This is a genomic window from Nonomuraea sp. NPDC052116 (genome assembly GCF_040680035.1).
Taxonomy (GTDB): domain Bacteria; phylum Actinomycetota; class Actinomycetes; order Streptosporangiales; family Streptosporangiaceae; genus Nonomuraea; species Nonomuraea angiospora_A.
In genome coordinates this window covers 67,978-91,420 of the sequence record NZ_JBFAWA010000040.1, presented here as the reverse complement: position 1 = coordinate 91,420, position 23,443 = coordinate 67,978, and the positions used below count along the sequence as shown (strand labels likewise).

Sequence of the window (23,443 nt, the reverse complement as noted above, 5' to 3'; positions counted from 1 at the left end):
GATCGGGCCCAGCGGACATCTGTCCGTTGGACGGACGCGGGAAGGGGAGTTCCATCGTGCCTGAGGGGCCGCTGTCCGGCCTGCTGGTGGCCGACTTCTCCAGGGTCCTGGCGGGGCCGTACGCCACGATGCTCCTGGCCGACCTGGGGGCCGACGTCGTCAAGGTCGAGTCGCCCGGCGGGGACGACACCCGGTCGTGGACGCCGCCCGCGCGGGGCGAGGTGTCCACGTACTACCTCGGGGTCAACCGGGGGAAGCGGTCGATCGCCCTCGACCTGCGCGACCCGGGCGACGCTGAGGCGGCCAGGGAGCTGGCCCGGCGCGCGGACGTGCTGGTGGAGAACTTCCGGCCGGGCGGGCTCGCCAAGTACGGGCTGGACTTCCCGGCCGTGCGGGCCCTGAACCCCGGCGTCGTGTACGCCTCCATCAGCGGGTTCGGCGCCGGGGCGGGCGCGCGGGTGCCGGGGTACGACCTGATGGTGCAGGCCATGTCGGGGCTGATGAGCCTGACCGGCGATCCCGGCGGGCCGCCGTACCGGGCCGGGATCTCGGTGTTCGACGTGATGGCGGGCAACCACGCCGTCATCGGCATCCTCGCCGCGCTGCGGCACCGGGAGGCCACCGGGCAGGGGCAGCACGTCGAGGTCAACCTGCTGTCGTCGGCGCTGACGGGGCTGGTCAACCAGAGCTCGGCGTACGTGGCCGGGGACGTGGTGCCGTACCGGATGGGCAACGCGCATCCGAGCGTGTTCCCGTACGAGCCGCTGCCGACGGCGGACCACGAGCTGATCGTCGCGGCCGCCAACGACGGGCAGTTCCGCAGGCTGTGCGAGGTGCTGGGCATCCCCGAGGTGGCCGACGACCCGCGCTTCGCCCGCAACGCCGACCGGACCGCGCGGCGGGAGGAGCTGAGGCCGATCCTCGTGGAGCGGCTCGTGACCCGGCGGGCGGAGGAGTGGTTCGACCTGCTGGTGGAGGCGGGGGTGCCGAGCGGGCCGATCAACACGATCGACGGCGGGTTCGCGATGGCCGAGCGGTTCGGGCTCGAACCGGTGGTCGTGGTGGGGGAGGGGGAGCGGGCCGTGCCGACGACGCGGCATCCGATCCGGTTCTCTGAGACGCCCGCGGGCTACCGGCTGCCGCCGCCGGAGCTCGACGAGCACGGCACGGAGCTGCGCAAGTGGCTCACCCGCACCGAGCCGACCTCGGGATCCTCCGAAGAGGCGCGGTCGTGAGCGGCGGCGGCGGGGTCGGCACCGGCGGGAACGCGGAGGAGGCGGTCCTCGGGGTCGGCGGTCGTGGCGGGGAGCCGAAGGAGTATCCGACCGCGCTCGGGGCGTCCTCGCTGAAGACGATCACCCTGCTCGGCCATGACCTGGCCGCCGACGTCATGGGCGAGGTGGGTTTCGGGGAGCTGGCGTTCTGGCTGGCCACGCAGCGCCGCCCGGCCCGCGGCGAGGTGCGCGTGTTCGAGGCCGTGCTGGCCGCGCTGGCCGACCACGGGTTCACGCCCACCGCGATCGTGACGCGGCTGACGTACCTGTCGGCGCCCGACTCCGTCCAGGGAGCGCTGGCGGCCGGGCTGCTCGGCGGCGGCTCCCGCTTCCTCGGCGTCACCGAGGACTGCGGCCGCTTCCTCAACGACGTGCTGCGGGACCAGGCCCCCCTCCCGGCCGACGACGCCGGCTGGGACGCCCTGGCGCTGGAGACCGTACGGGCCCGGCGCGAGGCGGGCGGGCGCGTCCCCGGCCTCGGTCACCACGTGCACAAGGACGGCGACCCGCGCACGGCCCGGCTGTTCGAGATCGCGGCCGAGGAGGGCCTGTTCGGGCCGCACCTGTCGCTCTTCGCCGCCGTCGGCCGCGTCCACCCCCAGATCCTGGGCCGGACGCTGCCGCTCAACGGGGCGGGCGCGTGCGGCGCGGCGCTGGCCGACCTGGGGCTGCCGCTGGAGCTGCTGCGCGGCTTCGCGCTGCTGGCCAGGACGGCCGGGCTGATCGGGCAGCTCGCCGAGGAGCTGCGCCGTCCCGTGGCCAACGACATCTTCCTCTCGGTGGACCTCAACAACCGTCCCGTCCCGCCCGAGCCGTATGCCGCCAACGGAGGTACGCATGGCTGAACTCGTCGCGGTCATCGCATCCACCCACCACCCCTTCTACTACCGCGCCAGCACCTCCACCGGCGAGGACCGCCCGCCGTTCGCCGACGAGTGGGTGCGCAAGGTGGAGGCGTTCAGGGAGACCCTCACGAGGGCGCGGCCCGACGTGCTGGTGATGGTCGGCTCCGACCACTTCCACCAGCTGTGGCTGGACAACATGCCGCAGTTCCTGGTCGGCAAGGCCCCCTTCTACGACGCGAACTTCTACAACGAGGAACGCGAGTTCGGGTTGCCGCGAATGGTGCTGACGGGCCAGGAGGACCTGTCGGCGTACATCCTGCGCGAGGGCCTGGACGCCGGCTTCGACCTCGCCTTCAGCAACGAGCTGCGCATCGACCACTCGATCACGTGCCCGATCATCACCCTGCGCCCCGAGGCCGACCTGCCGATCGTGCCCGTCTACACCAACATCTTCGCCCCGCCGCTGCCGCGTCCCCAGCGGTTCGTGCAGCTCGGGCGGACGATCAGGCAGCTCGTGGAGTCCTGGCCGGCGGACCGGCGGGTGGCGGTCATCGGCACCGGGCACCTGTCGCTGGAGCTCGGCGGGCCGCGCCAGTTCGGGCCGCACGGGCCCGACCCGGAGTTCGACCGCAAGGCCGTCGAGTGGATCTCCACCGGCGACATCGAGGGCTGCCTGTCGGAGGTCACCCTGGACAGCCTCCACCTGCCGGGGAACGCCACTCACGGGTTCATGGACTTCATGCTGATGATGGGGGTGGCGGGGGAGGGCCGCAAGGCCGACTACGTGGACACGTACGACCTGTTCCACACCATGGAGGCGTACTTCACCTGGTATCCGAGCGGAGGTGCTTTGTGAGCAAGTATCTGCTGAACAAGTTCCTCTTCACCGTCGACCGCGACCCCGAGCTGGTCGAGCGTTACCGCGAGGAGCCGCGCGCCACCGTCGAGTGGTGGGAGTCCGAGTACGCCAACCGCATCCTCGGCTGCCACACCGGCGAGTCGTCCACCTGGTTGCGCCTCGACGACGCCGAGCGCGAGGCGCTGGCGGCGCACGACTACCCGACGCTGTTCGAGCTGGGGGCGCACCCGTTCCTCACGCTGACCCTGTTCATCGCGATGTTCGAGCGCGACCACCCGCCGCTGGGCTTCCAGACGGAGTACGCGCGGCGGCTGGAGGGTTTCCAGCTCCCGTACCCGGACATCGCGACCTGATGACCGGCACCGACACCGGCACTGACACCGGCACCGGCACCGGGACCGGCGAGCACGGCCGGATGCGGGCGGCCCGGGTGGAGACGTGCGGCCGGCCGCCCGTGGTCGGCGACGTCCCCGCGCCGGTGGCCGGGCCGGGGGAGAGCCTGGTGCGCGTGCGCGCCGCCCCGGTCACGCCGTTGGACCTGCTGTGCGCGGGCGGCGCCTCCTACTTCGGCACGCCCGCCGTCCCCTACGTGCCCGGCGTCCAGGGCGTCGGGACCGTCGGGGAGACGGCCGTGTGGTTCCCGACCACGGCGGGGATGGCGCCCGGCGACGGGAGCATGGCCGGGCTGGCGGTGGTGCGTTCGGAGGACCTGGTGGAGCTGCCCGCCGGCGCCGACCCGTACGCCGTCGCCGCGCTCGGGCTGTCGGCCGTGGCCGCCCACATGGCGCTGACCTGGCGCGGCGAGCTCGCGGCGGGGGAGCAGGTGGTGGTGCTGGGCGCCGGGGGCGTGGTGGGCCAGGCGGCCGTTCAGCTCGCCCGGCTCGCCGGAGCGCGCCGGGTCGTCGCGGCCGCCCGCTCTCCCGAAGGCCGGGAACGGGCGAAGCGGGCGGGTGCGGACGCGGTGGTGGAGCTCGGCACGCAGGACGTGGCCGGCCTCGCCGCCCGTCTCTCGGCCGCCTGCGACGGGCCGGTGGACCTGGTGCTCGACCCGCTCTTCGGCGCCCCGGCCGCCGCGGCGGCCCGCACCCTCCGGCCGGGCGGCCGGCTCGTCAACCTCGGCGGCTCGGCCTCCGAGACGTGCCCGCTCGACTCCTCCACCCTGCGCGGCCGGTCGTTGCGGGTGCTCGGCTACACCAACAACGAGCTGACCCGGGAGCAACGCGCCCAGGCCATCACGCTGATCGCGGAACACGCGGCGCGGGGGCGGCTGTCGGTGGCGCACGAGGTGGTGCCGCTGGAGGAGGCGGGAGCGGCCTGGCGGCGCCAGGCGGCCGGTGCGGCGGGCGGCCGGATCGTCCTGCGCGTCACCTGAGGCGCCGGGCCGTCATCGGGGTATGCGGGGCCACGTGAGGCACCGGTCCGTCATCGAGGTGTGCGGCGGGGTCCGTCATCGGGGTGTGCGGGCCGAGGCCAGGAAGCGCTCGTAGAGGGGGACGTAGGCGGCGGCGAGCTCGGGTTCGGGCGGCAGGCGATCGCGGGGGAGCACGGGCACGTCGTCGAGCGACCCGCCCGCCTGCCCGGCGACGAGCGCCGCGCCCGCGCAGACCGCGTCATTGGAACGCACCACCTCGACCGGGGCAGGCGAGACCGCGGCCTTGACCCGCATCCACAGCGGGATCCTGACCTGCCCGCCGAGGACCACGAGGCGCTCGGGAGCGGTGCCGGTGACGGCGGAGAGCTCGTCGAGCATCCAGCGGGCGTGCAGGCAGGTGCCCTCGACGGCAGCCGCCAGCAGGTCGCCCGGGGTGTGCTCGGTTCCGAGCCCCGACACCGTCACGCGCCGGGCGGGGTCGGGCGCGGGCGCGACGCGGCCCCGCAGGTACGGCTCCACCACGATCCCCGTCGGTAACCGCACCCCGCCCAGCAGCCCGGGCAGCGCCGCGTACCCGGCCTCGCCGTTCCCCGTGAGGGGGAGCAGCCAGTCGAGCATGGCGCCGCTGGTGGGCAGGCCGCCGACGACCACCTTGCGGGTCCCGTCCAGCGACGGGTCGGTCGTGATGCCGAGGGCCAGTCCCGTACGCGCGTCCGGGCGGGAGTCCGATATCACCATCACCGCCTCCGCAGTGCCGAGGGAGTCGGCCACGTCGCCGGGCCGCCGCACCCCCGCCGCCCACGACCCCACCGCGTGGTCGTGGCCCGCGATCACCACGGGGACCCCGGCCGCCACCGCGCTCACCTGCGCGGTCAGCGGCCCGACCGGCTCCACGGACCCGGCCGGAGCCGGCAGCTGCCCGCCGCGCAGCCCGGCCCGCGCGAGCAGCTCCGGGTCGTAGTCTCCGGCCTCCAGGTCGTAGGCCAGGGTGCGGGCGGCCAGCGTCCCGTGGGTCCGCAGGCGCCCCGTGAGCGCGTACGCCACGGCGTCCGGTACGTGCGCCCACCACCGCATCGACTCCAGCACCTCGGGCGAGTGGGCCCGCAGCCACAGCCACTTGGCCAGCGGCGACTTGGGGTCGGCGCGGCGGCCGGTCAGCGCGTACAACCGCACGGCGTCCCGGGCCAGCTCGGCGGCCTCCCGCGCGGCCCGGGGGTCGTTCCACCACAGCAGCGGGGTGAGCGGCCGCCCCGCGCGGTCGAGGGGCACGCCGGTCTCGGCCATGCCCGCGACCCCGATCGCCTCCGGCCCGCGCCCGGCCCGTGCGGCGCACTCGCCGAGCGCCCCCGTCACCGCGGCGACGAGGGCGGGCAGCTCGCGCGGGGTCGGCTGCCGCACGGCTGCGACGCAGCCGCCCCGCTCGTCGAAGAAGCCCACCTTGACATGCGTGGTCCCCACGTCGACCCCGGCCAGCACCCTCATGGTCACACTATGGCCGATCCGATCACGCCGCCACGCCTACCGGGCGGGGGCGTAACCGGCGGGCCTGGTGGTGAACGTGCCACGGCCCTGCGTACGGCTGCGCAGCCGGGTCGCGTACCCGAACACCTCGGCCAGCGGCACCACGGCGGTGATCACCACCGTCCCGGCCCGTGCCGTCGAGCCCGAGATCCGGCCGCGCCTGGCGGCCAGGTCGCCGAGCACGGCGCCGGCAGCGTCGTCGGGCACGGTGACCGTGACCTCCACCACCGGCTCCAGCAGCTCCATGGCGCTGGCCCGCAGCGCCTCGCGCAGCGCGAGCCGCCCGGCCGTGCGGAACGCCAGGTCCGAGGAGTCCTTCGGATGGGTGGCCCCGTCGGTCAGCGTGACCCGCAGGCCGGTCACCGGGTGGCCGCCGAGCGGGCCGTCGGCCAGGGCGTCCCGGCACCCGGCCTCCACTGCGCGCACGTACTCGCGCGGCACCCGGCCGCCGACGACGATCGAGGCGAACGCGAAACCGCCTCCGTCCAAGGCGCCGTCCAGCGGCTCCACGTCCAGCACGACGTGGGCGAACTGCCCGGCGCCGCCGTCCTGCTTGACGTGCCGGTACAGCAGCCCGGACACGCCGCGCACGACCGTCTCCCGGTGGGCCACCTGCGGGCGGCCCACGGCGACGTCCAGGACGTGCTCGCGCCGGAGCTTGTCCACCGCGACCTCCAGGTGCAGCTCGCCCATCCCGGACAGCAGCGTCTGCCCGGTCTCGGCGTCCGTACGGACCGCCAGCGACGGATCCTCCTCGGCCATCCGCGCCAGCCCGGAGGCCAGCCGGTCGGCGTCGGTGCTCCTACGGGCCTCGACCGCCACCGACACCACCGGCTCGGCCGTGCTCGGCGGTTCGAGCACCAGCGGCGCGCCGGGCGCGCACAGGGTGGTCCCGAGGCGGGCCGACTTGAGGCCGACGACCGCCACGATGTCCCCGGCCGTCGCCAGGTCCACCTCGGTGTGCCGGTCGGCCTGCACGCGCAGGATGCGGCTGACGCGCTCGGTGCGCGCCGCGCCGGTGTCCAGCCCAGTCACCAGTACCGTGTCCCCCTTCCGCATCGTTCCCGAGTAGATCCGCACGTAGGTCAGCCGCCCGGTGGCGGTGGCGTTCACCTTGAACGCCAGCGCCGCCAGCGGCGCCTCCGGGTCGGCGGCCCGTTCCGCGCCGCCCTCGCCGCGCACCGGCGGCACGTCCAGCGGCGACGGCAGGTACGCCACCACGGCGTCGAGCAGCGGCTCGATCCCGCGGTCGCGGTAGGCCGACCCGCAGAGCACCACCAGGCCCGCGCCGCTGCGCGTGAGGTCGCGCAGCGCGCCGGCCAGCGTCCCGTCGGAGATCGACGGCCGCACGCAGAACTCCTCCAGCGCGCCGGCGTGCAGCTCGGCCACCGACTCCTCGAGCAGCCGGCGCCGCCGCCGCGCCTCCGCCAGCAGGTCCTCCGGCACCGGCCCGGCGGAGCAGCCCTCGCCCGCCCACACCAGCGAACGCATCCGCACCAGGTCGACGACCCCGGTGAACCGGCCCTCCTGCCCGATCGGCAGCTGGACCACCAGCGGGGCCTTGTGCAGCCGGCGGCGGATCGACTCGACGGCCGTGTCCAGGTCGGCGCCGGCCCGGTCGAGCTTGTTGACGAACGCGATGCGCGGCACGCCGTACCGGTCGGCCAGCCGCCACACGGACTCGCTCTGCGGCTCGACGCCCGCGACGGCGTCGAACACCGCGATCGCCCCGTCCAGCACCCGCAGCGAGCGCTCCACCTCGTCGGAGAAGTCGACGTGGCCGGGGGTGTCGATCAGGTTGACGCGGTGCCCGTCCCAGGCGAAGCTCACCGCGGCGGCGAAGATCGTGATGCCGCGGTCGCGCTCCAGGGGGTCGAAGTCGGTGACGGTCGTGCCGTCGTGCACCTCACCGCGCTTGTACGTGGCACCGCCCAGGAACAGCATGCGCTCGGTGACGGTGGTCTTGCCGGCATCGACGTGGGCGAGGATGCCGAGGTTGCGGACGATGGCAAGGGAGTTGTCAGGTATTCGGGGACGCACGGCCCAAGACCCTTTCGGCAGGATTCTTCAGCGGGACAGCGCGATTCCCCTGACGAAAGGCCAGGAGGCGGGTGTCGTCAGGGCGTCGTCCAGTGGCGGCCGCGCAGCCGGCACCGGGACGACGGAGACACCAGGATCACCTCGTAGCGCGACGGGGGAATGACGGCAGCGGTGCTGTCGCGCACGGCCGTACTCCTCTCCCTCGTCGATGATCAGTGGCGAGTGTAGTGAACCGGGGGCGGGCGGAGAAAGCGATTTATCGCGTGCGTGCGAGGTTCACCACGCGGTCGCCTCGCTGACCCCGATGTGCGGCTCAGCCGTCATTTCCGCATGTCGACATAGGCGTGAGACGCTTTCAGGGAAGGACCCGCGCCCATGACGATCTCTCTTGACACCGGTCGCTACACGATCGGCATGGCCACCAGCCCCGCCGACGTCCAGGCCGCGCAGCGGCTGCGGCACGAGGTCTTCGCCGAGGAGATGGGGGCGCGGCTCGACAGCCCGGTCTCCGGCCTCGACGTGGACAGGTTCGACGCGTACTGCGACCACCTCCTCGTGCGCGACGGCCGCGAGGTCGTCGGCACCTACCGACTGCTTCCCCCGGGGCGCACCGAGCGGCTCTACTCCGACGGCGAGTTCGACCTGGCCAACCTCGCGCCCGTCAGGAAGGGGCTGGTCGAGGCGGGCCGTACGTGCGTGCACCCCGACCACCGGGGCGGCGCGGTCGTCGCGCTGATGTGGGCGGGCATCGCGCGCTACATGGTTTCCGGCGGTCACCAGTGGCTGGCGGGCTGCTGCTCGGTGCCGCTCGACGACGGGGGCGAGATGGCCGCCGCCGTGGTGGAGCGGGTGCCGCTCGGGCCGGAGGAGTACCGGGTCACGCCGCGCGTGCCGTGGCGTCCCCGGGCCGCGGTGCGCTCCGACCGGTTCGTGCCGCCCGCCCTCCTGCGCGGCTACCTGCGGCTGGGGTCGTGGGTGTGCGGGGCGCCCGCACACGACCGGGACTTCGGCACCGCCGACTTCTTCGTCCTGCTCTCGATGGCCAACGTGAACACCCGCTACCTGCGCCACTTCCTGGGAGAGCCGCTGTGAACACGGCCGTCGACATCCTGGCCCCGATCCCCGCTCCGGCTCCGGCGGCCGCCCCCGGCCCCTGGCACCCGTTCGCCCCGTGCACCGCGCAGGCCTGCCTCGCGCCCGCCGCCCGCGCGACCAGGCCTTTCCTCCTGGTCGCCCGCCTGTGCGCCGCGCTCCTCGTGGTGCTCGCCGGGGTGCCGGTGTCCCTCGTCGGGCGGGTACGGACGGCGTGGCGGGCGAAGCTGACCATGGCCTGGGCGCGACTGCTCCTGCGCGCGCTCGGGATCCGGCTCGAGGTCACCGGCGCCCCGGCCGTCTCGGACGGGGGCGCCCTGGTCGTGGCCAACCACGTGTCCTGGCTCGACCCGCTGGTCGTCGCGGCCACGCTGCCGTCCAGGCCGCTGGCCAAGCGCGAGATCGGCGAGTGGCCGGTCATCCGCACGCTGGCGAAGGGCTCGGGGGCGCTGTTCATCGACCGGGAACGGCTCTCCGCGCTGCCCGCGGCCGTGGCGGCCGTCGCGGACGCGCTCAGGGAAGGCGACACCGTCGTCGCCTTCCCCGAGGGCACCACGTGGTGCGGGCGGGGGATGGGCCGGTTCCGGCCCGCGGTGTTCCAGGCGGCCGTGGACACGGGCGCCGCGGTCCGCCCGGCCACGCTGCGCTACCGCGAAGGGACGGCGACCTCGACCCGCGCCAGCTACGTCGGCGACGACTCGCTGCTCGCCTCCATGGTCCGGGTGGCCGGGACCCGCGGCCTGGTCGTCGAGGTGACGCTGTCCGCCCCCGTACCGCCTGTGCGGCTGGAAGGCAGGCGGTCCGGGGCCCGCGCGGCGCTGGCCAGGATGGCCGAGGCCCGCGTCCGCACCGGCGTTGACGATCTTGTCCACGCCGCTGCCACCAGGCATCAGCGCTGAGCGGGACCTCGTACGGGCCGAGATCGGGAGACGAGGCTCAGAGGGCAGGCAGGGGCACGCCGGCGCTGACCGAGCTGGGGATCATCGACGAGTAGCCCTCCTCGTCGGGGGACCGGTGGCTCCGTGCTCTTTCCGCGGCGGATCCGTACCCCCTCAGGTCCACGCGGGTGAGCGTGCCGGCCGGGTTGTACCGCCGTTTGCAGTAGGCGCGCCAGATACCTGTCGCCTCGAGTCTGGCGCCCGCCTCCTGGCACTTGGCGCACGCGTTGGGGTTCGGAACAGCTGCGGGTCAAGTGTGCGTAAGCGTGCATGAGGTTACTCCAGTGGAGTTATGGTCTTTGCGTGAATCTGACTGAGTGGGCGCGGGCGCAGAGGATGTCTCCTCACACGGCGTATCGCTGGTTTCGTAACGGGACGCTTCCCGTGCCTGCTCAGCGTGTCGGGCCGCGCACAATCCTGGTGGACATCGACGCGGCCACGGCCCCGGGGGCGATCGGTGGCCTGGGCCTGTACGCCCGCGTCTCCTCGCACGACCAGAACAACGACCTGGAGCGTCAGTTTGCCCGGTTGTCACAGTGGGCCGCGAAGGCCGGTCACCATGTCGTACGGGTTGAGGCGGAAACCGCATCCGGAATGAACGGCGCTCGCTCCAAGGCGACGCGTCTGCTGGCCGACCCGGCGGTGACCACGGTCGTGGTGGAGCACAGGGACCGCCTCGGCCTGTTGAACGTCGAACTCGTCGAAGCGGCTCTGTCCGCTCACGGCCGCCGCCTGGTCGTGCTCGACGAGGGCGAAGTCGAGGACGATCTGGTGCGTGACATGGTGGAGGTGCTGACGTCGTTCTGCGCCCGCCTGTACGGGCGCCGTTCGGCGAAGAACCGTGCCCGCAAGGCTTTGGAGGCCGCTGAGCATGGCTGATGCGAACAAGCCGCTGCGGCAGATCCGGACGCCGTTCGTAGCGCTCGGTCCGTCCGGTGTCGCGATCCGCACCCGCCTCAAGAGCCTCGCTCCGCGGGATGAGGAGGTGCTGCGGTCGGTGGGTGCGCATCTGGGCTCGCTGGCCTCCAAAGATCTCAAGCGGCGCTGCGCCGACGGTCTGGATCACTCCACGGACACGTGGGCGGAGCGCAAGCAGGGGCTGACCGGCGAGTCGTCGTCGCGGTGGGCCGGGAGTATCACGAAGGCGACGCACGACCAGTGGGCGCTGTCCCGGCGTGCCCAGCTCGCACACATCCAGAGCCTTGAGGCCGGGGTAGGGACGATCATGCACCGGCTGTCACTGCCGGTCGGCGAGCACGGTTCGAAGCGGGCACCGGGCGGCTATCGTTCGCGGCAGGAGTGGCACGCGAAGACGCGCCGCTTGCACGCGCTGGAGGACCGGCTGGCCGTCGAGCGGGTCGACCGCGAAGCCGGGCGCGTGCGTGTGGTCCGGGGCGGGAAGCGCATGGCTCGCAACCGGCACAACCTCCAAGCCGCAGACATGACCGAGACCGAATGGCGGCAGAGGTGGGAAGCCGCGCGCTGGTTCCTCGCCGCCGACGGCGAGTCCGGCAAACGCTTCGGGAACGAGACCATCCGCGTCAACGAGGACGGTGACGTCGGCATCAAGCTGCCCGCACCGTTGGCGCACCTGGCCAACGCCCCACACGGCCGGTACGTGCTCGCGGCGAAGGTGTGCTTCCCTCACCGGGGGCAGGAGTGGGCCGACCGCATCGCGGCCGACCGGGCCGTCGCCTACCGCATCCACTACGACGTACAGCGCGGACGCTGGTACCTGACCGCCTCGTGGACACTCCCCGTCACGAAGACGATTCCGATCGAGGCCGTACTCGCTGACGGCGTGATCGGCGTGGACACCAACGCCGATCACCTCGCCGCCTGGCGCCTCGATGCGCACGGCAACCCGATCGGTGCCCGCGCCGCTTCTTCTACGACCTGTCCGGCACGGCCGACCATCGTGACGCCCAGGTCCGGCATGCTCTGTCCCGACTGCTGAACTGGGCCAAAGCCTGCGGCGCGCGAGCTGTCGCCGTCGAAGACCTCGACTTTCAGGCGGAGAAGACACGCGAGAAGCATGGCCGACGCCGCCGGTTCAGGCAGTTGATCTCCGGCATGCCCACCGGCAGGCTCCGTGCCCGGCTGACCTCCATGGCCGACCAGACCGGCATCAGCATCGTCGCCGTCGATCCGGCCTACACCTCGAAGTGGGGCGCCCAGCACTGGCAGAAGCCCCTCAACAACACCAAACGGGCCACCACGCGGCACGACGCCGCTTCGGTGGCCATTGGACGACGCGCCCTTGGGCACCCGATTCGGCGGCGGATGGCACCGCCCCCACACGACCAGAGCGATCGTGCGGGGCATCGGACCATCCAGGCCGGACACGGAGCCCAGGGGCGCGAGGAAACCCGCCCTCGCATTCCCGGACCACGGACACGATCCGTGCCGCCCGGACGCGGAGCGAACGCGGGGGACCAGTGTGCCCAGCACCGTTCGGGGCACGCGACTGAGCATGAGCAACTCATGCTCAGCCTTTAGGAACGGTTGTAGTGCGAGGAGTCGAAGTACCAGTCGGCCGACAGCGAGCCGTCTCCACAGGTGTCCGTGAGCGCCACGCCCGATGACGCTTGGCCTGCGCTGGCCGTCCCGCCCGTCGGCAGCGCGATGGCCACGCCCATCAGGGCGGCCGCGCTCAGGACGATGGTCGGCGTTCTTCAAACGCGATCCCGTGTGTGCCATGTCCGCCTCCTCAGGTTTCCCGCACTGGTTCTCGGTACGGGAAACAGCGCTGACCAGGGCAGTAGCAGGGCATTCAACGGACTTTCGGCCTGGCCCGCGGCTCGGCGGTGATGGTCGTGGCTCGGGACAGGTGGCTCAGCGCCGGGGAACGATCTTGAGGGACTTCACCAGCGTGTCGACGTCCGGCCACAGGCGACGGTGCGTGTCGGGAATGGTGATCCACAGGATCGCGGGCCGGGGGCGTCCCGTGTCGACCGCGATGACGACCGACAGCTCCTGCCTGGCCTTGCGGCCGTCCGGGCTCGGCGGCATCCGGATCATCCGGGCGAGCAGCCAGCCACGCCGTACCGGCTGCGAGGCGATGTCGCGGCCCGTCGTCCCGGAGGGGAAGGCGCTGCCCTGCTTGTAGTCCAGCATCGCCCGGGCGGCGTCGTAGAGGCTGTCGCCGGCGTCGAGGTCGGACCACAGGTGCTGGGAGTCGATGTCGGCCCACCACTCGCGGTCGCCGTCCGTGCCGTAGGTCTCGGTCAGCAGCGTCTGGCGGAGGTTGTAGCGGCCGTCCTGGATGGGGCCGTCGCCGATCGGGCGGCTCGGCCGCCACGGGGAGCCCAGCTCGGCGAACGACAGGCCGGTCTTGGGGTCGGTCACCCTGCCGATCACGGGCGAGCCCTGGCCCGGCCGGCGGGGGAGCTTGACGACGCTCCCCTCGGGGATCCTCGTGACCGCGAGCCCGCTCGGGGACGGGGTGGCCGTCGCGGGGGTGGGGGTGGGCGCCGGCTCGGCGGACGCGGGACTCGGCGGAACGGCCGTCACCCTCGGGGGCGGGCTCGGCATCGAACGGGGCTCCCGGGCGGATCCGCCGCCGACGGCCATGGGGAGGCCGATGACGAGCTCGGCGAGGAGGACCGCGGAGCCGAGGATCGGGACCCACCTGGGGAACGGCGCCAGGAGCCGCTTCATGCGGTCGGAGGTGCGCGGCATGGGTCAGCCCTCCCGGGGGATCAGGGTGAGGCCGGCGAGCCGGGCCTGCTCGACGCTCTCGCGCAGGGACGCCTCGAGGCGCTCGGCGCGTTCGGCCAGCTCGCCGACCTCGCCGGCCGCCAGGTCGTCGCGTACGGTCCTGGAGAGCAGCTCGCGGTAGGCGTCGCCGTCATCCGCCAGGTCCCGCAGGGTCCGCCACTCCGCGTACACCTCCTCGGCCTCCTCGGTACGCCGCGCGTACTCCTCCAGGGAGGAGATCCGCCGGGCCAGCGCGCGGGTCGCCACGTCGAGCGCCTCCTCCTGGGATTCGAGCATGGCGGAGATGCGCTCGGTGACACGTCCCGACCGCGCGCCCGCCTGCTCGCGCCGCAGCCGGGTCAGCTCGGTCAGCGTCTCGGCGATCTCCCACTCCTGGCGGGGCAGGATCACCCGGTTGGCGATGCCGTCGAGCAGGCCGTCCCGATCGAGCCTGGACCGCGGGACCGTCGCGGTGGCGGCCACCGTCCGCTCCAGCAGCGCGGCGTCCGGCGGCTCCAGCATCGCGGCGGTCACGTACCTGCCGCGGTGGCGGCGGCCGTACCCCGCCACGGGTGACTCGCCCGCCAGCGCCAGGAGCGCGAGGAAGGCCGCTGCCTGCACGGCCAATCCGGCGAGGAAGAAGGTCGTGAAGCCGTACCGGATCCAGACGCCGAGTATGGCCCCCTGCAGCAGCAGCCCGGCGAGGAGCACGATCCGGCCACGGCGGGCCAGGCCGACGACGAGGGGGAGGAAGCCCCACAGCGCCGACTGAGGCAGGACGGCCAGGACGTCACCCGGCGTCCGCCCGCCCCAGGCGGGGCGCTCGGGAGCAGGCGGCAGGAGCTCCGGCCGGGTGGCCATCAGCCGGCGGTGCCCCTCGGGTAGGCCGGGGTCGAGGACGATCGCGCTCACGAACCGTGACTATCCCCACAAGCCGTTTCCGCGCGCTTGCGGGCCGCTTGCACGTCGGGTGGTCCATGGGATTTCCTGACCGGATGAGTGCCGAGCCGTCGTGGGTGAAGGCCTGGACGGGTGGGCTGCCCGCCGTTCATGTCGGCAACGCCGCCGAGTTCAACGCCGCCTTCGGCGGGATACCGGCCGGGCGTGACCACTACTCCTGCCTGGCGGCCTTCGCCAGTCCGCGGCCCGCCCTCGTCGTGCTGCCGCTGCCCGTACCGGACTGGTGGGTTCGGCACCTGGCCGAGACGCTGGGCTGGGACGACGTGCGGGTATGCGGCGGGATCGCGGCGGATGGGCAGGTGTCGGCGGCTCTGGCGGGCCTGCCCGAGCTCGTCCCGCCCGGCATGGCGGTGCTGTCCTGGGGCCGCACGCCCGCGTTCGACCGGATCCGGCCCGCTCCCGCCGGGGTGCTGGAGTGCGTCCGCCGCTTCGAGTCCAAACGCGGCTCTCACGAGCTCTTCCGCGAGCTGGCTCCGGGCCATCGCGGGATCCGGATCGCGGCACAGCGCCGGATTGCCGCACGCCGGGAGCTGCGAGGGGCGGCCATGCCGTACGTGCTGAAAACCGAGTACGGAGTGGGCGGGACGGGCACCCGGGTCGTGACCACGTCCCCGCCGCCCCGCAGGGTGCGCGGCCTGCTGCTGGAGGAGTACATCGCGGGCGTCGCCAACCCCACGTTCGACGCCGTCGTCGCCGCCGACGGGCAGGTGCACCCGGTCGGTACGGGCGCGATGGCGATCGACGGCACCCGCTACCAGGGCGTCACCGTCGGACCCGGCACGCTGCCCGCCGGGCAGGCGCGGACCGCGGCCGCGTTCGGCGCCGACGTGGGCGCGGCACTGGCCCGTCACGGCTACCGCGGCTGGTACGACGTGGACTTCGTGGCCGATCGGGCGGGCCTGCTGGCGCCCACCGAGATCAATCTGCGGCTCACCGGACCCTGCGCGGCCTTCACCATTCAGACGGCGCTGGACGGCCTGCACGGCGCCGGGCACCTGGTGCGCACCCTGGACTGCCTGCCGCTGGGCGCGCGGCTGCCGTCTACCGCGCTGCGCGAGCACGTCACGCGGCTGGCCGCGCACTGCCGGGAGCTCGGCGCGATCCTCCTGGTCACCATCCCGACCGCCGCGTTCGACCCCTTTCCCTACCTGGGGATCGCGCTCGCCGCCCGGACGATCCGGGAGCTCGACGAGGCGGAGCGGGCCGTGCGGGCCGCCAACGAGGCGCTCCGCGCCATGTTCATCGCCGTCGGTCGGTGACGAAGGCGACGAGCACCGCCGCGGCGATCATCAGGGTGACGTTGAACCCGTAGACCAGGGCGGCCTGCTGCGGCCAGTCGGTCTTGGCGGCCAGGCGGTAGAAGTTGTCCTGCGGCCACCACGCCAGCAGCAGCCAGGCGAGCGCCAGCCAGGCCGCCGTGGTCAGCGGTGCGGAGCGGCCCCGCCGGGCCAGCGCCGAGCGGCCCCGCAGCAGGACCATCACGCCCAGCCCGAACGAGGCGCACTCGAAGAGGTAGAGCCCGAAGAACAGTGCCGCCCACGGCAGCGGCACACCGGACAGGTCGGTGGAAGAGGGCCAGAGGACGTTGGTGGTCGAAAAAGCCAGGAAGCCGAACAGGAGCGTGCCCCCGACCACCATCGACCCGCTCCCGGAGGTCGCGCCGCCCTTGCCGCCCGCGGGCCGCTGCCCCTCCGCCACCGGCAGGGGCAGCGCCGCGACGTCGATCTCGCCCTCGGGCGTGCGCGGCAACGCGGGTACGACCGCGACCACCTCGGGCAGCCGCCGCCGCGGCACCAACTCCGTCAGGAACTCCGTGACCCGGTCCGTCTCATCGGCCACGACGTAGGCGATCAGCTGCTCGCCCTCGACCACGACACACTCGGTCACCGCCGGATGCCCGCGTAAGCGCTGTTCGAGCTCCCCTTCGGTCAAAGCCGCCCCCGTTCAGTCCCGCCGCCAGGCCACTCGGCCCGTCGATCAACGGTACTCCGCGCCGCCGCCACCGAGATCTCCGGCCGGGAACCTGTGGCTCGCCTGGACGTTCTAATGTCTAGGCCGACCCAAGGAGATCCGCGGTGGAAAATCTGTTCCAGTACTTCCCGCTGCTGTTCGTGGCGGTGGGCATTGTGATCGTTCTGGGCTCGATCAAGGGGACCGTCGACAGCAGCCAGTTCGTCCGGCGGGCGCAGCGGGTGCCGGGCGTGGTCAGCGACGTCCGGACCACGTTCACGGGGCAAGGGGAGCACCTGAGGGCGAGGCAGCGGCCGGTCCTGACCTTCACGACCCTGGAGGGGCAGGAGATCACCACCGAAGCGGCGACCACCTCCGGCCTCGGCGTCGGCAACGAGACCGAGGTGCTCTACGACCCGCAGAACCCGACCAGGGCCGTGCCCGCGGCCAACCCCGGCGGGGGCTACGGCGGGATCATCGTCGGATGCGTCGCCGTCGTCATCGGCCTGGCCTTCTTCGCGGCCTTCGCGGGCTTCTCCGCCTCCTCCGGCCCCGGGGGGAGCGACCGGCAGGGCGACCGGCAGACCCAGTGCGAGATGCAGCGGCCCGATGGCTCCTACGAGCCCATCGACTGCCCGCCCGATCTCGACCTCGGCGAGTGATCCCGACGCTCGAATCCGCCGGTCCCGCCGGGTGAAGGTCTAGGACGCGCATTTCAGGGCAGTTCGCCGGTTTTGACGAGCTCGCGGGCGGGAGGCCGACAAGAGCGGGGCGATCAGCACGGTCGCGTCGCTGCCGTTCGGGGCCGTGATCTTGTGGGTCATGGTCGTGGGGTTCGCCGCCCTGACCCTGTGGCAGGCGTCGGAGGCGATCTTCGGGGCCCACGGGCTCAAGGACCGGGCGGAGGCGGCCGGCCGGGTCGTGGTCTACGCGTTCGTGTGCACCGCGCTGCTGACCATGCTGCTGACGCACGAGACCGCCTCCGACGACCAGCGGACCCAGGACCTCACGGGAAAGCTGCTCGACCTGCCCGCGGGGCAGGTCATCGTGGGCGCGATCGGGCTCGGTGTCGTCGCGCTCGGCGTCTATTGGCTGCGGTACGGCGTCAAGAAGGAGTTCCGCAAGGAGCTCAGGCCGATGCCGAGGCGGGCCGGATCGGTGATGGACCGGCTCGGGCTCGCCGGCTACCTCGCGCGCGGGCTGATCGCCGGGCTGGCCGGCGTCTTCCTGCTCCAGGCGGCCGTCACCTTCGACCCGGACAAGGCCGGGGGCATCGACGCCACGCTCCGGGCGTTCGCCGACACTCCGGCCGGGCCCTGGCTGCTGGCGGTGGTGGCCCTCGGGCTGCTGCTGTTCGCCGGATACTGCTTCGGAGAGGCCCGCTGGCGGCGTACATGAGGCTGGACGACTGGTTCCTCACCGGCCCCGAACGCGGGAACGACGCGACCAGGCTCGCGCCCTGGACGGTCTGCCTGCCTCAGGTCGAGCGGCAGCCGGGTTGACGATCTTCCCCGTAATCCCTACTGTTAAGGTGGGTATTGTCACGGGAGGGCGGGTCGGGGTGAGCGCTGTCGCGGTGATCGGGGCCGGTCCCACGGGGACGTCCGTCGTGGAGCGGATCTGCGCCAACGCTCCCGAGCTGCTCGGCGACCGCGTGCTGGACGTGCACGTGGTGGACCCGTACCCGCACGGCGCGGGCCGGGTCTGGCGCGCGGGCCAGCCGGACCTGCTGTGGGCCAACTCGGCGGCGGCCGACATCACGGTCTTCACCGACCGGTCGGTGCGCTGCGAGGGCCCGCTCCGTCCCGGGCCGTCGCTGGCCGAGTGGCTCGGGAGCGAGCCCGGGTACTTCGCGCCGCGCCCGGTTCTCAGCCGCTATCTCTCCTTCGCCTTCGGGCAGGTGATGCGGACCGCGCCGCCCAACGTGCGGGTGCGCCTGCACCGGGCCACCGCCGTCGGCCTCGCCGACGTGCGCGGGGGCCAGCGCGTGGAGCTGTCCGGCGGGGGAGCGCTGGAGGTGGACGCGGTGGTGCTCGCGCAGGGCCACCAGGGCGCGCTGCCCTCGCCGCCGGAGGCGGAGGAGCTCGCCTTCGCCGCCCGGCACGGCCTGTCCTACCTCCCCGCCGGGTACGCCGCCGACCTCGACCCGGGTGTGATCCCGGCCGGGGAGCCGGTGCTCGTACGGGGCGCCGGGCTGGCGTTCGCCGACCTGCTGGCGCTGCTCACGTCGGGACGCGGCGGGCGCTTCACCGAACACGGCGGCGAGCTGCACTACGTGCCCGGCGGATCGGAGCCGCGCCTGTACGTGGGGTCGCGCAGGGGAGTGCCCTACCACGCCAAGACCGGTTACCGGCTCGCCGCGCCGCCGCCCGGCCTGCCCGGGTTCGTCACCCCGGGCACGCCTGCCGGGGAGCTGCGGCGGGCGGTGGCCAAGGAGCTGGCGTACGCGTACTACTTCGAGCTGTTCAACGGGCACCCGTCACGCACGCGGATCGGCTGGGACGCGTTCGAGCCCGCCTTCGAGCGGGCCGAGTGGGGCGGGAAGGAGATGCGCGCGCTCATCACCAGGTCGGTGCCGCGCTTCGCCGACCGGCTGCGGCTGGACCGGCTGGAACGGCCGCTGCACGGGATGCGCTTCGGCGACCTGGCCGGGCTGGGACGCTGGATGGGCGGCTACCTGACGGCCGATCTGGAGCGGCGGGCCGACCCGGCGCACAGCGCGGACCTGGCCCTGATCCACGGCCTGAACGCGCTGCGCGGGGTGGTGCCGGCGGATCCCTGGTTCCAGGGCCTGTACAACTACCTCGCCAGCGGCCCGCCCGCGTCCCGGCTGGCCGAGCTGCGGGCGCTGGCGCGGGCCGGGGTGGTCACGTTCCTGGGCGAGGGCATCCGGGTCGGGCGGGACGAGCGGGCGGGGCTCTGGCGGGCGGTCAGCACGAGCGTGCCCGGCGCGGTGGAGGCGCGGGCGCTGGTGGAGGCCCGGTTGCCGGAGCCGACCGTGGCCCGCAGCACCGACCCGCTCCTCGGCTCCCTCTTCGCCCGGGGCGAGTGCCGCGAGGAGTCCGGCCTCCTGGACGTCCGCCTCCCGGACCGCCGCCTCGTCGCCCGCACCGGCGCCGTCCACCCCCGCCGCTTCGCGCTCGGCCCGTGGACGGCGGGCGGCCCCGGCACGGCCGGCTTCGCCCGCCCGGGCGTCGACGCCCCGCTGTTCCGCCAGACGGACGCCCTGGCCCGCACCCTCCTGAGCGTCACGACCGCCGCCCGCCTCCGCCCGGCGGCGTAGCGGAGCGGCGGGCGTCGTTCAGCTCGGGGCGGGCTGGGGTTCCGGTGCGTCCACCGAGTGAGTGGCAGTGGCGGCGGCCGTGCGGACGAAGGCGGCGACGGCCGGTGAGCGGCTGTGGTGCGGCCAGGCCAGGGTGAGGGTGAGCGGCGTCAGGTCGCTGACGATCCGGTACGCGATGCCGGGCCGGGGGTGGCGCGGCGCGACCGAGGCCGGGGGGAACCAGACGATGCTGCCCACCTCGACCAGGTTGAAGATCTCTGCCAGGTCCAGGCGTCTCGGCCGGGTCCCTGCCGTCGCCGGGCAGGCTTCCCGGCCGTCGGCGGGTGTCCCGTCGGGGAGGATCCTGCCGGTCAGGTCGGCCAGGCGCAGGCGCGAGCGGGAGGCCAGCGGATCGGAGGCGGCCAGCGCGACCAGCCGGGGCTCGGTCAGCAGCAGTTCGACGTCCAGGCCACGTGCGTCAAGGGGTTCGTCAAGGGGAGCGGGCACCAGGGCGACGTCCGCGCGGCCGTCGTGCAGGGCCGCCAGCTGCTCCCCCTTCCCGCCCAGCACGAGCTCCACCGGGAGGGCGGCCGCCTCGCTCCGGTACGCGGCGAGGATCCGCGGCAGCAGCCCGCCGTCGTAGTCGGCCTTCAGCGCCAGGCGCAGCACGGGATCGGACCGCCCGGCGTGCCGGGCCCGCCGGGCGGCCGCGGTCACCGCGTCGAGCGCGATCCGGGCGTCGCGCAGCAGGGTCTCGCCGGCGGGGGTGAGCGCGACGTGGCGCGTGGTGCGCACCAGCAGCGGCACGCCCAGCTGCCGCTCCAGGGCCCGGATCGCGCGGGACAGCGGCGGCTGCGCCATGCCGAGCCGCTCCGCCGCGCGCCCGAAGTGCAGCTCCTCGGCGACGGCCACGAAGAAGCGGAGCTGCCGGACCTCCAGGTCATTCATACCTCGACAGTATCAATGGTGATCGAATCGGTCCTTCAGGTCTGCCGCGGCGCCGGGTTGACTGGGCTCTCGTTCTTCCCGCCACATACTTTCCTCCAGGGGTTTTCATGATCGTCGTCACTACGCCCACCGGTAAGATCGGCCGCCAGGTCCTCGACCGCCTCATGGCCGCCGGCGCGCCCACCCGGGTGATCGCGCGCGAGCCCGACCGGCTGCCCGCCGCCGTGCGCGCGTACGCCGAGGTCGTCGAGGGCTCGCACCGCGAGCTCGACGTGGTCACCAAGGCGTTCGCCGGCGCCCGCACCGTCTTCTGGCTGGTGCCGTCCGACCCTCGCTCCGCGAGCGTCGATGCCGCCTACGCCGGCTTCAGCCGGCCCGCGTGCGAGGCCATCACGGCCCAGGGGGTCGAGCGGGTGGTCGGAGTCTCGGCCCTGGGCCGCGGGACGGCGGTGGCCGGGAACGCCGGGTACGTGACGGCGTCCCTCGCCATGGACGACCTGATCGCGAGCACGGGCGTGAGCTACCGGGCGCTGGCGATGCCCTCGTTCATGGACAACCTGCTGCGCCAGGCCGAGCTGATCAGGAACCGGTCCATGTTCACCTCGCCGATCTCCGGCGACCACAGGGCTCCGAGCTGCGCCACCCGCGACATCGCCGCGGTCGCCGCCGGCCTGCTGCTCGACGACACCTGGAGCGGTGTCGAGGAGGTCCCGGTGCTCGGCCCCGAGGACCTCTCCTTCGAGGACATGGCGCGGATCATGTCCGAGGTGCTGAGCCGCCCGATCCGCTTCGAGCGGTTGTCGGGCGAAGCGTTCAAGGCCGGGCTGGTGGGGTCGGGGATGGCCGAAGTGATGGCCCAGGGAATGCTCGACATGGCGCTGGCCAAGGACGCCGGCCTCGACAACGGCGCCGTCCGCACCCCTCGGACGAGCACCCCCACCAGCTTCCGCCAGTGGTGCGAGGACGTGCTCAAGCCGGTCGTCCTCGCCTGACGGGGGTGCTCACACGCTGCGCAGGACCGAGACCACGATGCCCAGCACCACGGCGCCGTCGCCGTCGATGACGTCGTAGGCGGGGTTGCGCGGTTCGAGGAAGACGTGCCCGCCGCGCCGGCGGAACACCTTGACCGTGGCCTCGCCGTCGATCATGGCGGCGACGATCTGGCCCGAGTGGGCCTCGGGCTGCTGCCGCACCACGACCATGTCGCCGTCGCAGATCGCGGCGTCGATCATCGAATCGCCCCGCACGCGCAGGGCGAACACGGTGCCGCGCCCGGTGAGGTCGCGGGGCAGGGTCAGCGTGTCGTCCACGTGCTCGTCGGCCAGGATGGGGGTGCCCGCGGCGATGTCGCCGACCACGGGCACGCTCACCACGTCGCCGGCGGGCTCCGGCGCCGAAGCCCGCAGGAACAGGCGTACGTCGATCGGCCGGGTCATGGTCGCGCCCCGGCGCAGGAACCCCTTCTCCTCCAGGCTCTTCAGGTGCTTCGACACCGAGGAGGACGACCGCAGCCCGACCGCGTGGCCGATCTCGCGCGTGCCCGGGGGATAGCCGTACCTGACCACCCAGTCGCGGATCATGGCCAGGATCCGCTGCTGGCGCGGCGGCAGGGCCGAGAAGTCCAGATACTCGAACGCGTCAGGATCGTCGAAGGTGGTCACCTGCGAAATGCTAGAGGCAGGCCCGGCTAGGCGGTCACCTGCAACACGATCTTGCCCTGGATGTGACCCTGTTCGGCCCGTTCGTGCGCCTTGGCCGCGTCCCGGAGCGGGAAGACGGAGTCGACGCCGACCCGGAGGCGGCCCTCGTCCATCAGCCGGGCCAGCTCCCCCATCTGCGCCCCGTCCGAGCGCACCTGGCCCCCGCGCTTCTCGATGCCCCGCCGGGCCATCTCCTCCTCGCCGTACTCCCCGAGGAAGACGGGGCTGTAGACGCCGCCGTCCCTGATCGCGGGCAGCAGCCGGTACGCCTGGGGCCCGCCGACGGCGTCGAGCACGTAGTCCACATCCCGGACCACCTCCCCGACGGCGACCCGCGTGTAGTCGACGAACTCGGCCACCCCCAGATCCTTCAGAAACGCCTCATGACGCCCGGAGGCGACGCCGATCACGTGGCAGCCGGCGTCAATGGCGAGTTGCGCGGCGAAGTGCCCCACGCCGCCGGCCGCGCCGTTCACGAGCACCCGGCTGCCGGGCTCGAGCTTGATGTAGTCGAACAGGAACTGGTACGCCGTGAGCCCCGCCATCGGCACGCCCGCCGCCCGCAGGTGATCGACCGATTCGGGCTTCCTGGCGAGGTCCCCGGCGGGCGAGGTGGTGTACTCGGCGTACGCCCGGGCCCCCAGGCTCGGGAAGCGGAGCAGGCCGAACACCTCGTCACCCACCTGCCACTCGCTGACGCCGGGCCCGAGCGCGGCCACGACGCCCGACACGTCGGTCCCCGGCGTGTACGGCAGGGGCAGCTCCGGCCGCTTGCCCTCGGGGATGTTGGCGAAGCCCTTCCGGGCGTACCAGTCCGGCGGGTTCAGCCCGGCGGCGTGGACGCGGACCAGGACCTCGCCGGGTCCCGGCTCGGGCCGGGCGATCTCCTCGTACACGAGCACCTCCGGGCCACCCGGAGCGTGGAGGCGCACGGCATGCATGGTCGCGGGCATGGATTCTCCCAACGGAATCGGCTCCGATAT

Annotated in this window: 22 protein-coding genes and 1 pseudogene; 15 read left to right on the top strand and 8 right to left on the bottom strand. The window is 73.4% G+C overall.

All coding sequences use genetic code 11. The features are described 5' to 3' along the window. Positions 1–56: 56 nt before the first annotated feature. The 5 genes from AB0L65_RS50895 to AB0L65_RS50875 are packed head-to-tail and all read left to right on the top strand — an operon-like array spanning position 57 to position 4,350. Positions 57–1,235, top strand: a complete 1,179-nt coding sequence (locus AB0L65_RS50895) for a CoA transferase (RefSeq protein ID WP_364262324.1) — start codon at positions 57–59, stop codon at positions 1,233–1,235. Beyond that, positions 1,232–2,119, top strand: a complete 888-nt coding sequence (locus AB0L65_RS50890; protein ID WP_364262321.1) for a citryl-CoA lyase — start codon at positions 1,232–1,234, stop codon at positions 2,117–2,119. The genes AB0L65_RS50895 and AB0L65_RS50890 overlap by 4 nt, the downstream gene beginning before the upstream one ends. After that, positions 2,112–2,975 (top strand): extradiol ring-cleavage dioxygenase, encoded by an 864-nt coding sequence (locus AB0L65_RS50885; protein WP_364262318.1) that lies wholly within the window; start codon positions 2,112–2,114, stop codon positions 2,973–2,975. The genes AB0L65_RS50890 and AB0L65_RS50885 overlap by 8 nt, the downstream gene beginning before the upstream one ends. Beyond that, positions 2,972–3,331, top strand: a complete 360-nt coding sequence (locus AB0L65_RS50880; RefSeq protein WP_364262315.1) for a hypothetical protein — start codon at positions 2,972–2,974, stop codon at positions 3,329–3,331. The genes AB0L65_RS50885 and AB0L65_RS50880 overlap by 4 nt, the downstream gene beginning before the upstream one ends. Further along, the gene (locus tag AB0L65_RS50875) at positions 3,331–4,350 is read left to right on the top strand and encodes a zinc-binding dehydrogenase (RefSeq protein ID WP_364262312.1); all 1,020 of its coding nucleotides are present in this window, start codon (positions 3,331–3,333) and stop codon (positions 4,348–4,350) included. Before AB0L65_RS50880 ends, AB0L65_RS50875 begins: the two co-directional genes overlap by 1 nt. A 75-nt stretch (positions 4,351–4,425) precedes the next feature. Here the strand turns inward: AB0L65_RS50875 and AB0L65_RS50870 are convergent, their stop codons facing one another. Both AB0L65_RS50870 and fusA read right to left on the bottom strand, forming a co-directional pair. Continuing rightward, entirely contained in the window at positions 4,426–5,832 is a 1,407-nt protein-coding gene (locus AB0L65_RS50870; protein WP_364262309.1) for an FGGY family carbohydrate kinase, read from the bottom strand. A gap of 36 nt (positions 5,833–5,868) precedes the next feature. Next, entirely contained in the window at positions 5,869–7,911 is a 2,043-nt protein-coding gene (gene fusA, locus AB0L65_RS50865; RefSeq protein WP_364262306.1) for an elongation factor G, read from the bottom strand. 375 nt (positions 7,912–8,286) lie between these two features. Here fusA and AB0L65_RS50860 point away from each other — a divergent pair, with 375 nt between their 5' ends. The 4 genes from AB0L65_RS50860 (at position 8,287) to AB0L65_RS50845 (ending at position 11,898) form a co-directional block, all read left to right on the top strand. Beyond that, entirely contained in the window at positions 8,287–9,003 is a 717-nt protein-coding gene (locus tag AB0L65_RS50860; protein WP_364262303.1) for a GNAT family N-acyltransferase, read from the top strand. Next, complete coding sequence (locus tag AB0L65_RS50855; RefSeq protein ID WP_364262300.1) at positions 9,000–9,902, top strand: lysophospholipid acyltransferase family protein; 903 nt, start codon at positions 9,000–9,002, stop codon at positions 9,900–9,902. The genes AB0L65_RS50860 and AB0L65_RS50855 overlap by 4 nt, the downstream gene beginning before the upstream one ends. A gap of 342 nt (positions 9,903–10,244) precedes the next feature. Further along, complete coding sequence (locus tag AB0L65_RS50850) at positions 10,245–10,820, top strand: IS607 family transposase (RefSeq protein WP_364262297.1); 576 nt, start codon at positions 10,245–10,247, stop codon at positions 10,818–10,820. Beyond that, the gene (locus AB0L65_RS50845) at positions 10,813–11,898 is read left to right on the top strand and encodes a hypothetical protein (RefSeq protein WP_364262294.1); all 1,086 of its coding nucleotides are present in this window, start codon (positions 10,813–10,815) and stop codon (positions 11,896–11,898) included. The genes AB0L65_RS50850 and AB0L65_RS50845 overlap by 8 nt, the downstream gene beginning before the upstream one ends. Positions 11,899–12,776: 878 nt before the next feature. On the opposite strand, the gene AB0L65_RS50840 is transcribed toward AB0L65_RS50845, so the two are convergent. Beyond that, positions 12,777–13,622 (bottom strand): hypothetical protein, encoded by an 846-nt coding sequence (locus AB0L65_RS50840; RefSeq protein ID WP_364262291.1) that lies wholly within the window; start codon positions 13,620–13,622, stop codon positions 12,777–12,779. Positions 13,623–13,625: 3 nt separating this feature from the next. Further along, positions 13,626–14,552 (bottom strand): hypothetical protein, encoded by a 927-nt coding sequence (locus tag AB0L65_RS50835; protein WP_364262288.1) that lies wholly within the window; start codon positions 14,550–14,552, stop codon positions 13,626–13,628. 83 nt (positions 14,553–14,635) lie between these two features. On the opposite strand from AB0L65_RS50835, the gene AB0L65_RS50830 reads away from it, so the two are divergent. Then, entirely contained in the window at positions 14,636–15,859 is a 1,224-nt protein-coding gene (locus tag AB0L65_RS50830; protein WP_364262285.1) for a hypothetical protein, read from the top strand. Here AB0L65_RS50830 and AB0L65_RS50825 read toward each other — a convergent pair. Then, a complete protein-coding gene (locus AB0L65_RS50825) occupies positions 15,840–16,532 on the bottom strand; it encodes a hypothetical protein (RefSeq protein WP_364262282.1) in 693 nt (230 codons plus the stop codon). The genes AB0L65_RS50830 and AB0L65_RS50825 overlap by 20 nt on opposite strands. A 143-nt stretch (positions 16,533–16,675) precedes the next feature. Between AB0L65_RS50825 and AB0L65_RS50820 the strand changes: the two genes are divergently transcribed. The 4 genes and pseudogenes from AB0L65_RS50820 to AB0L65_RS50805 all read left to right on the top strand — a co-directional run bounded on the left by AB0L65_RS50820 (position 16,676) and on the right by AB0L65_RS50805 (position 19,833). After that, positions 16,676–17,212 (top strand): DUF3592 domain-containing protein, encoded by a 537-nt coding sequence (locus tag AB0L65_RS50820; protein ID WP_364262279.1) that lies wholly within the window; start codon positions 16,676–16,678, stop codon positions 17,210–17,212. Between the two features lie 94 nt (positions 17,213–17,306). Further along, positions 17,307–17,648, top strand: a pseudogene (locus tag AB0L65_RS50815) (DUF1206 domain-containing protein); the annotation flags it as partial. A 39-nt stretch (positions 17,649–17,687) separates the two neighbouring features. Further along, positions 17,688–17,948 (top strand): DUF1206 domain-containing protein, encoded by a 261-nt coding sequence (locus AB0L65_RS50810; RefSeq protein ID WP_364262420.1) that lies wholly within the window; start codon positions 17,688–17,690, stop codon positions 17,946–17,948. 163 nt (positions 17,949–18,111) lie between these two features. Further along, the gene (locus tag AB0L65_RS50805) at positions 18,112–19,833 is read left to right on the top strand and encodes an FAD/NAD(P)-binding protein (RefSeq protein ID WP_364262276.1); all 1,722 of its coding nucleotides are present in this window, start codon (positions 18,112–18,114) and stop codon (positions 19,831–19,833) included. 18 nt (positions 19,834–19,851) lie between these two features. Here the strand turns inward: AB0L65_RS50805 and AB0L65_RS50800 are convergent, their stop codons facing one another. Further along, entirely contained in the window at positions 19,852–20,760 is a 909-nt protein-coding gene (locus AB0L65_RS50800; protein ID WP_364262273.1) for a LysR family transcriptional regulator, read from the bottom strand. A 107-nt stretch (positions 20,761–20,867) separates the two neighbouring features. Here AB0L65_RS50800 and AB0L65_RS50795 point away from each other — a divergent pair, with 107 nt between their 5' ends. Continuing rightward, positions 20,868–21,752 carry an NAD(P)H-binding protein gene (locus tag AB0L65_RS50795; protein ID WP_364262270.1) on the top strand — a complete coding sequence of 295 codons (885 nt, stop codon included), beginning with the start codon at positions 20,868–20,870 and terminating at the stop codon, positions 21,750–21,752. A 9-nt stretch (positions 21,753–21,761) separates the two neighbouring features. Here the strand turns inward: AB0L65_RS50795 and lexA are convergent, their stop codons facing one another. After that, a complete protein-coding gene (gene lexA, locus AB0L65_RS50790; RefSeq protein ID WP_363971419.1) occupies positions 21,762–22,421 on the bottom strand; it encodes a transcriptional repressor LexA in 660 nt (219 codons plus the stop codon). A 26-nt stretch (positions 22,422–22,447) separates the two neighbouring features. Then, positions 22,448–23,413 (bottom strand): NADP-dependent oxidoreductase, encoded by a 966-nt coding sequence (locus AB0L65_RS50785; protein ID WP_364262267.1) that lies wholly within the window; start codon positions 23,411–23,413, stop codon positions 22,448–22,450. Positions 23,414–23,443 lie beyond the last annotated feature (30 nt).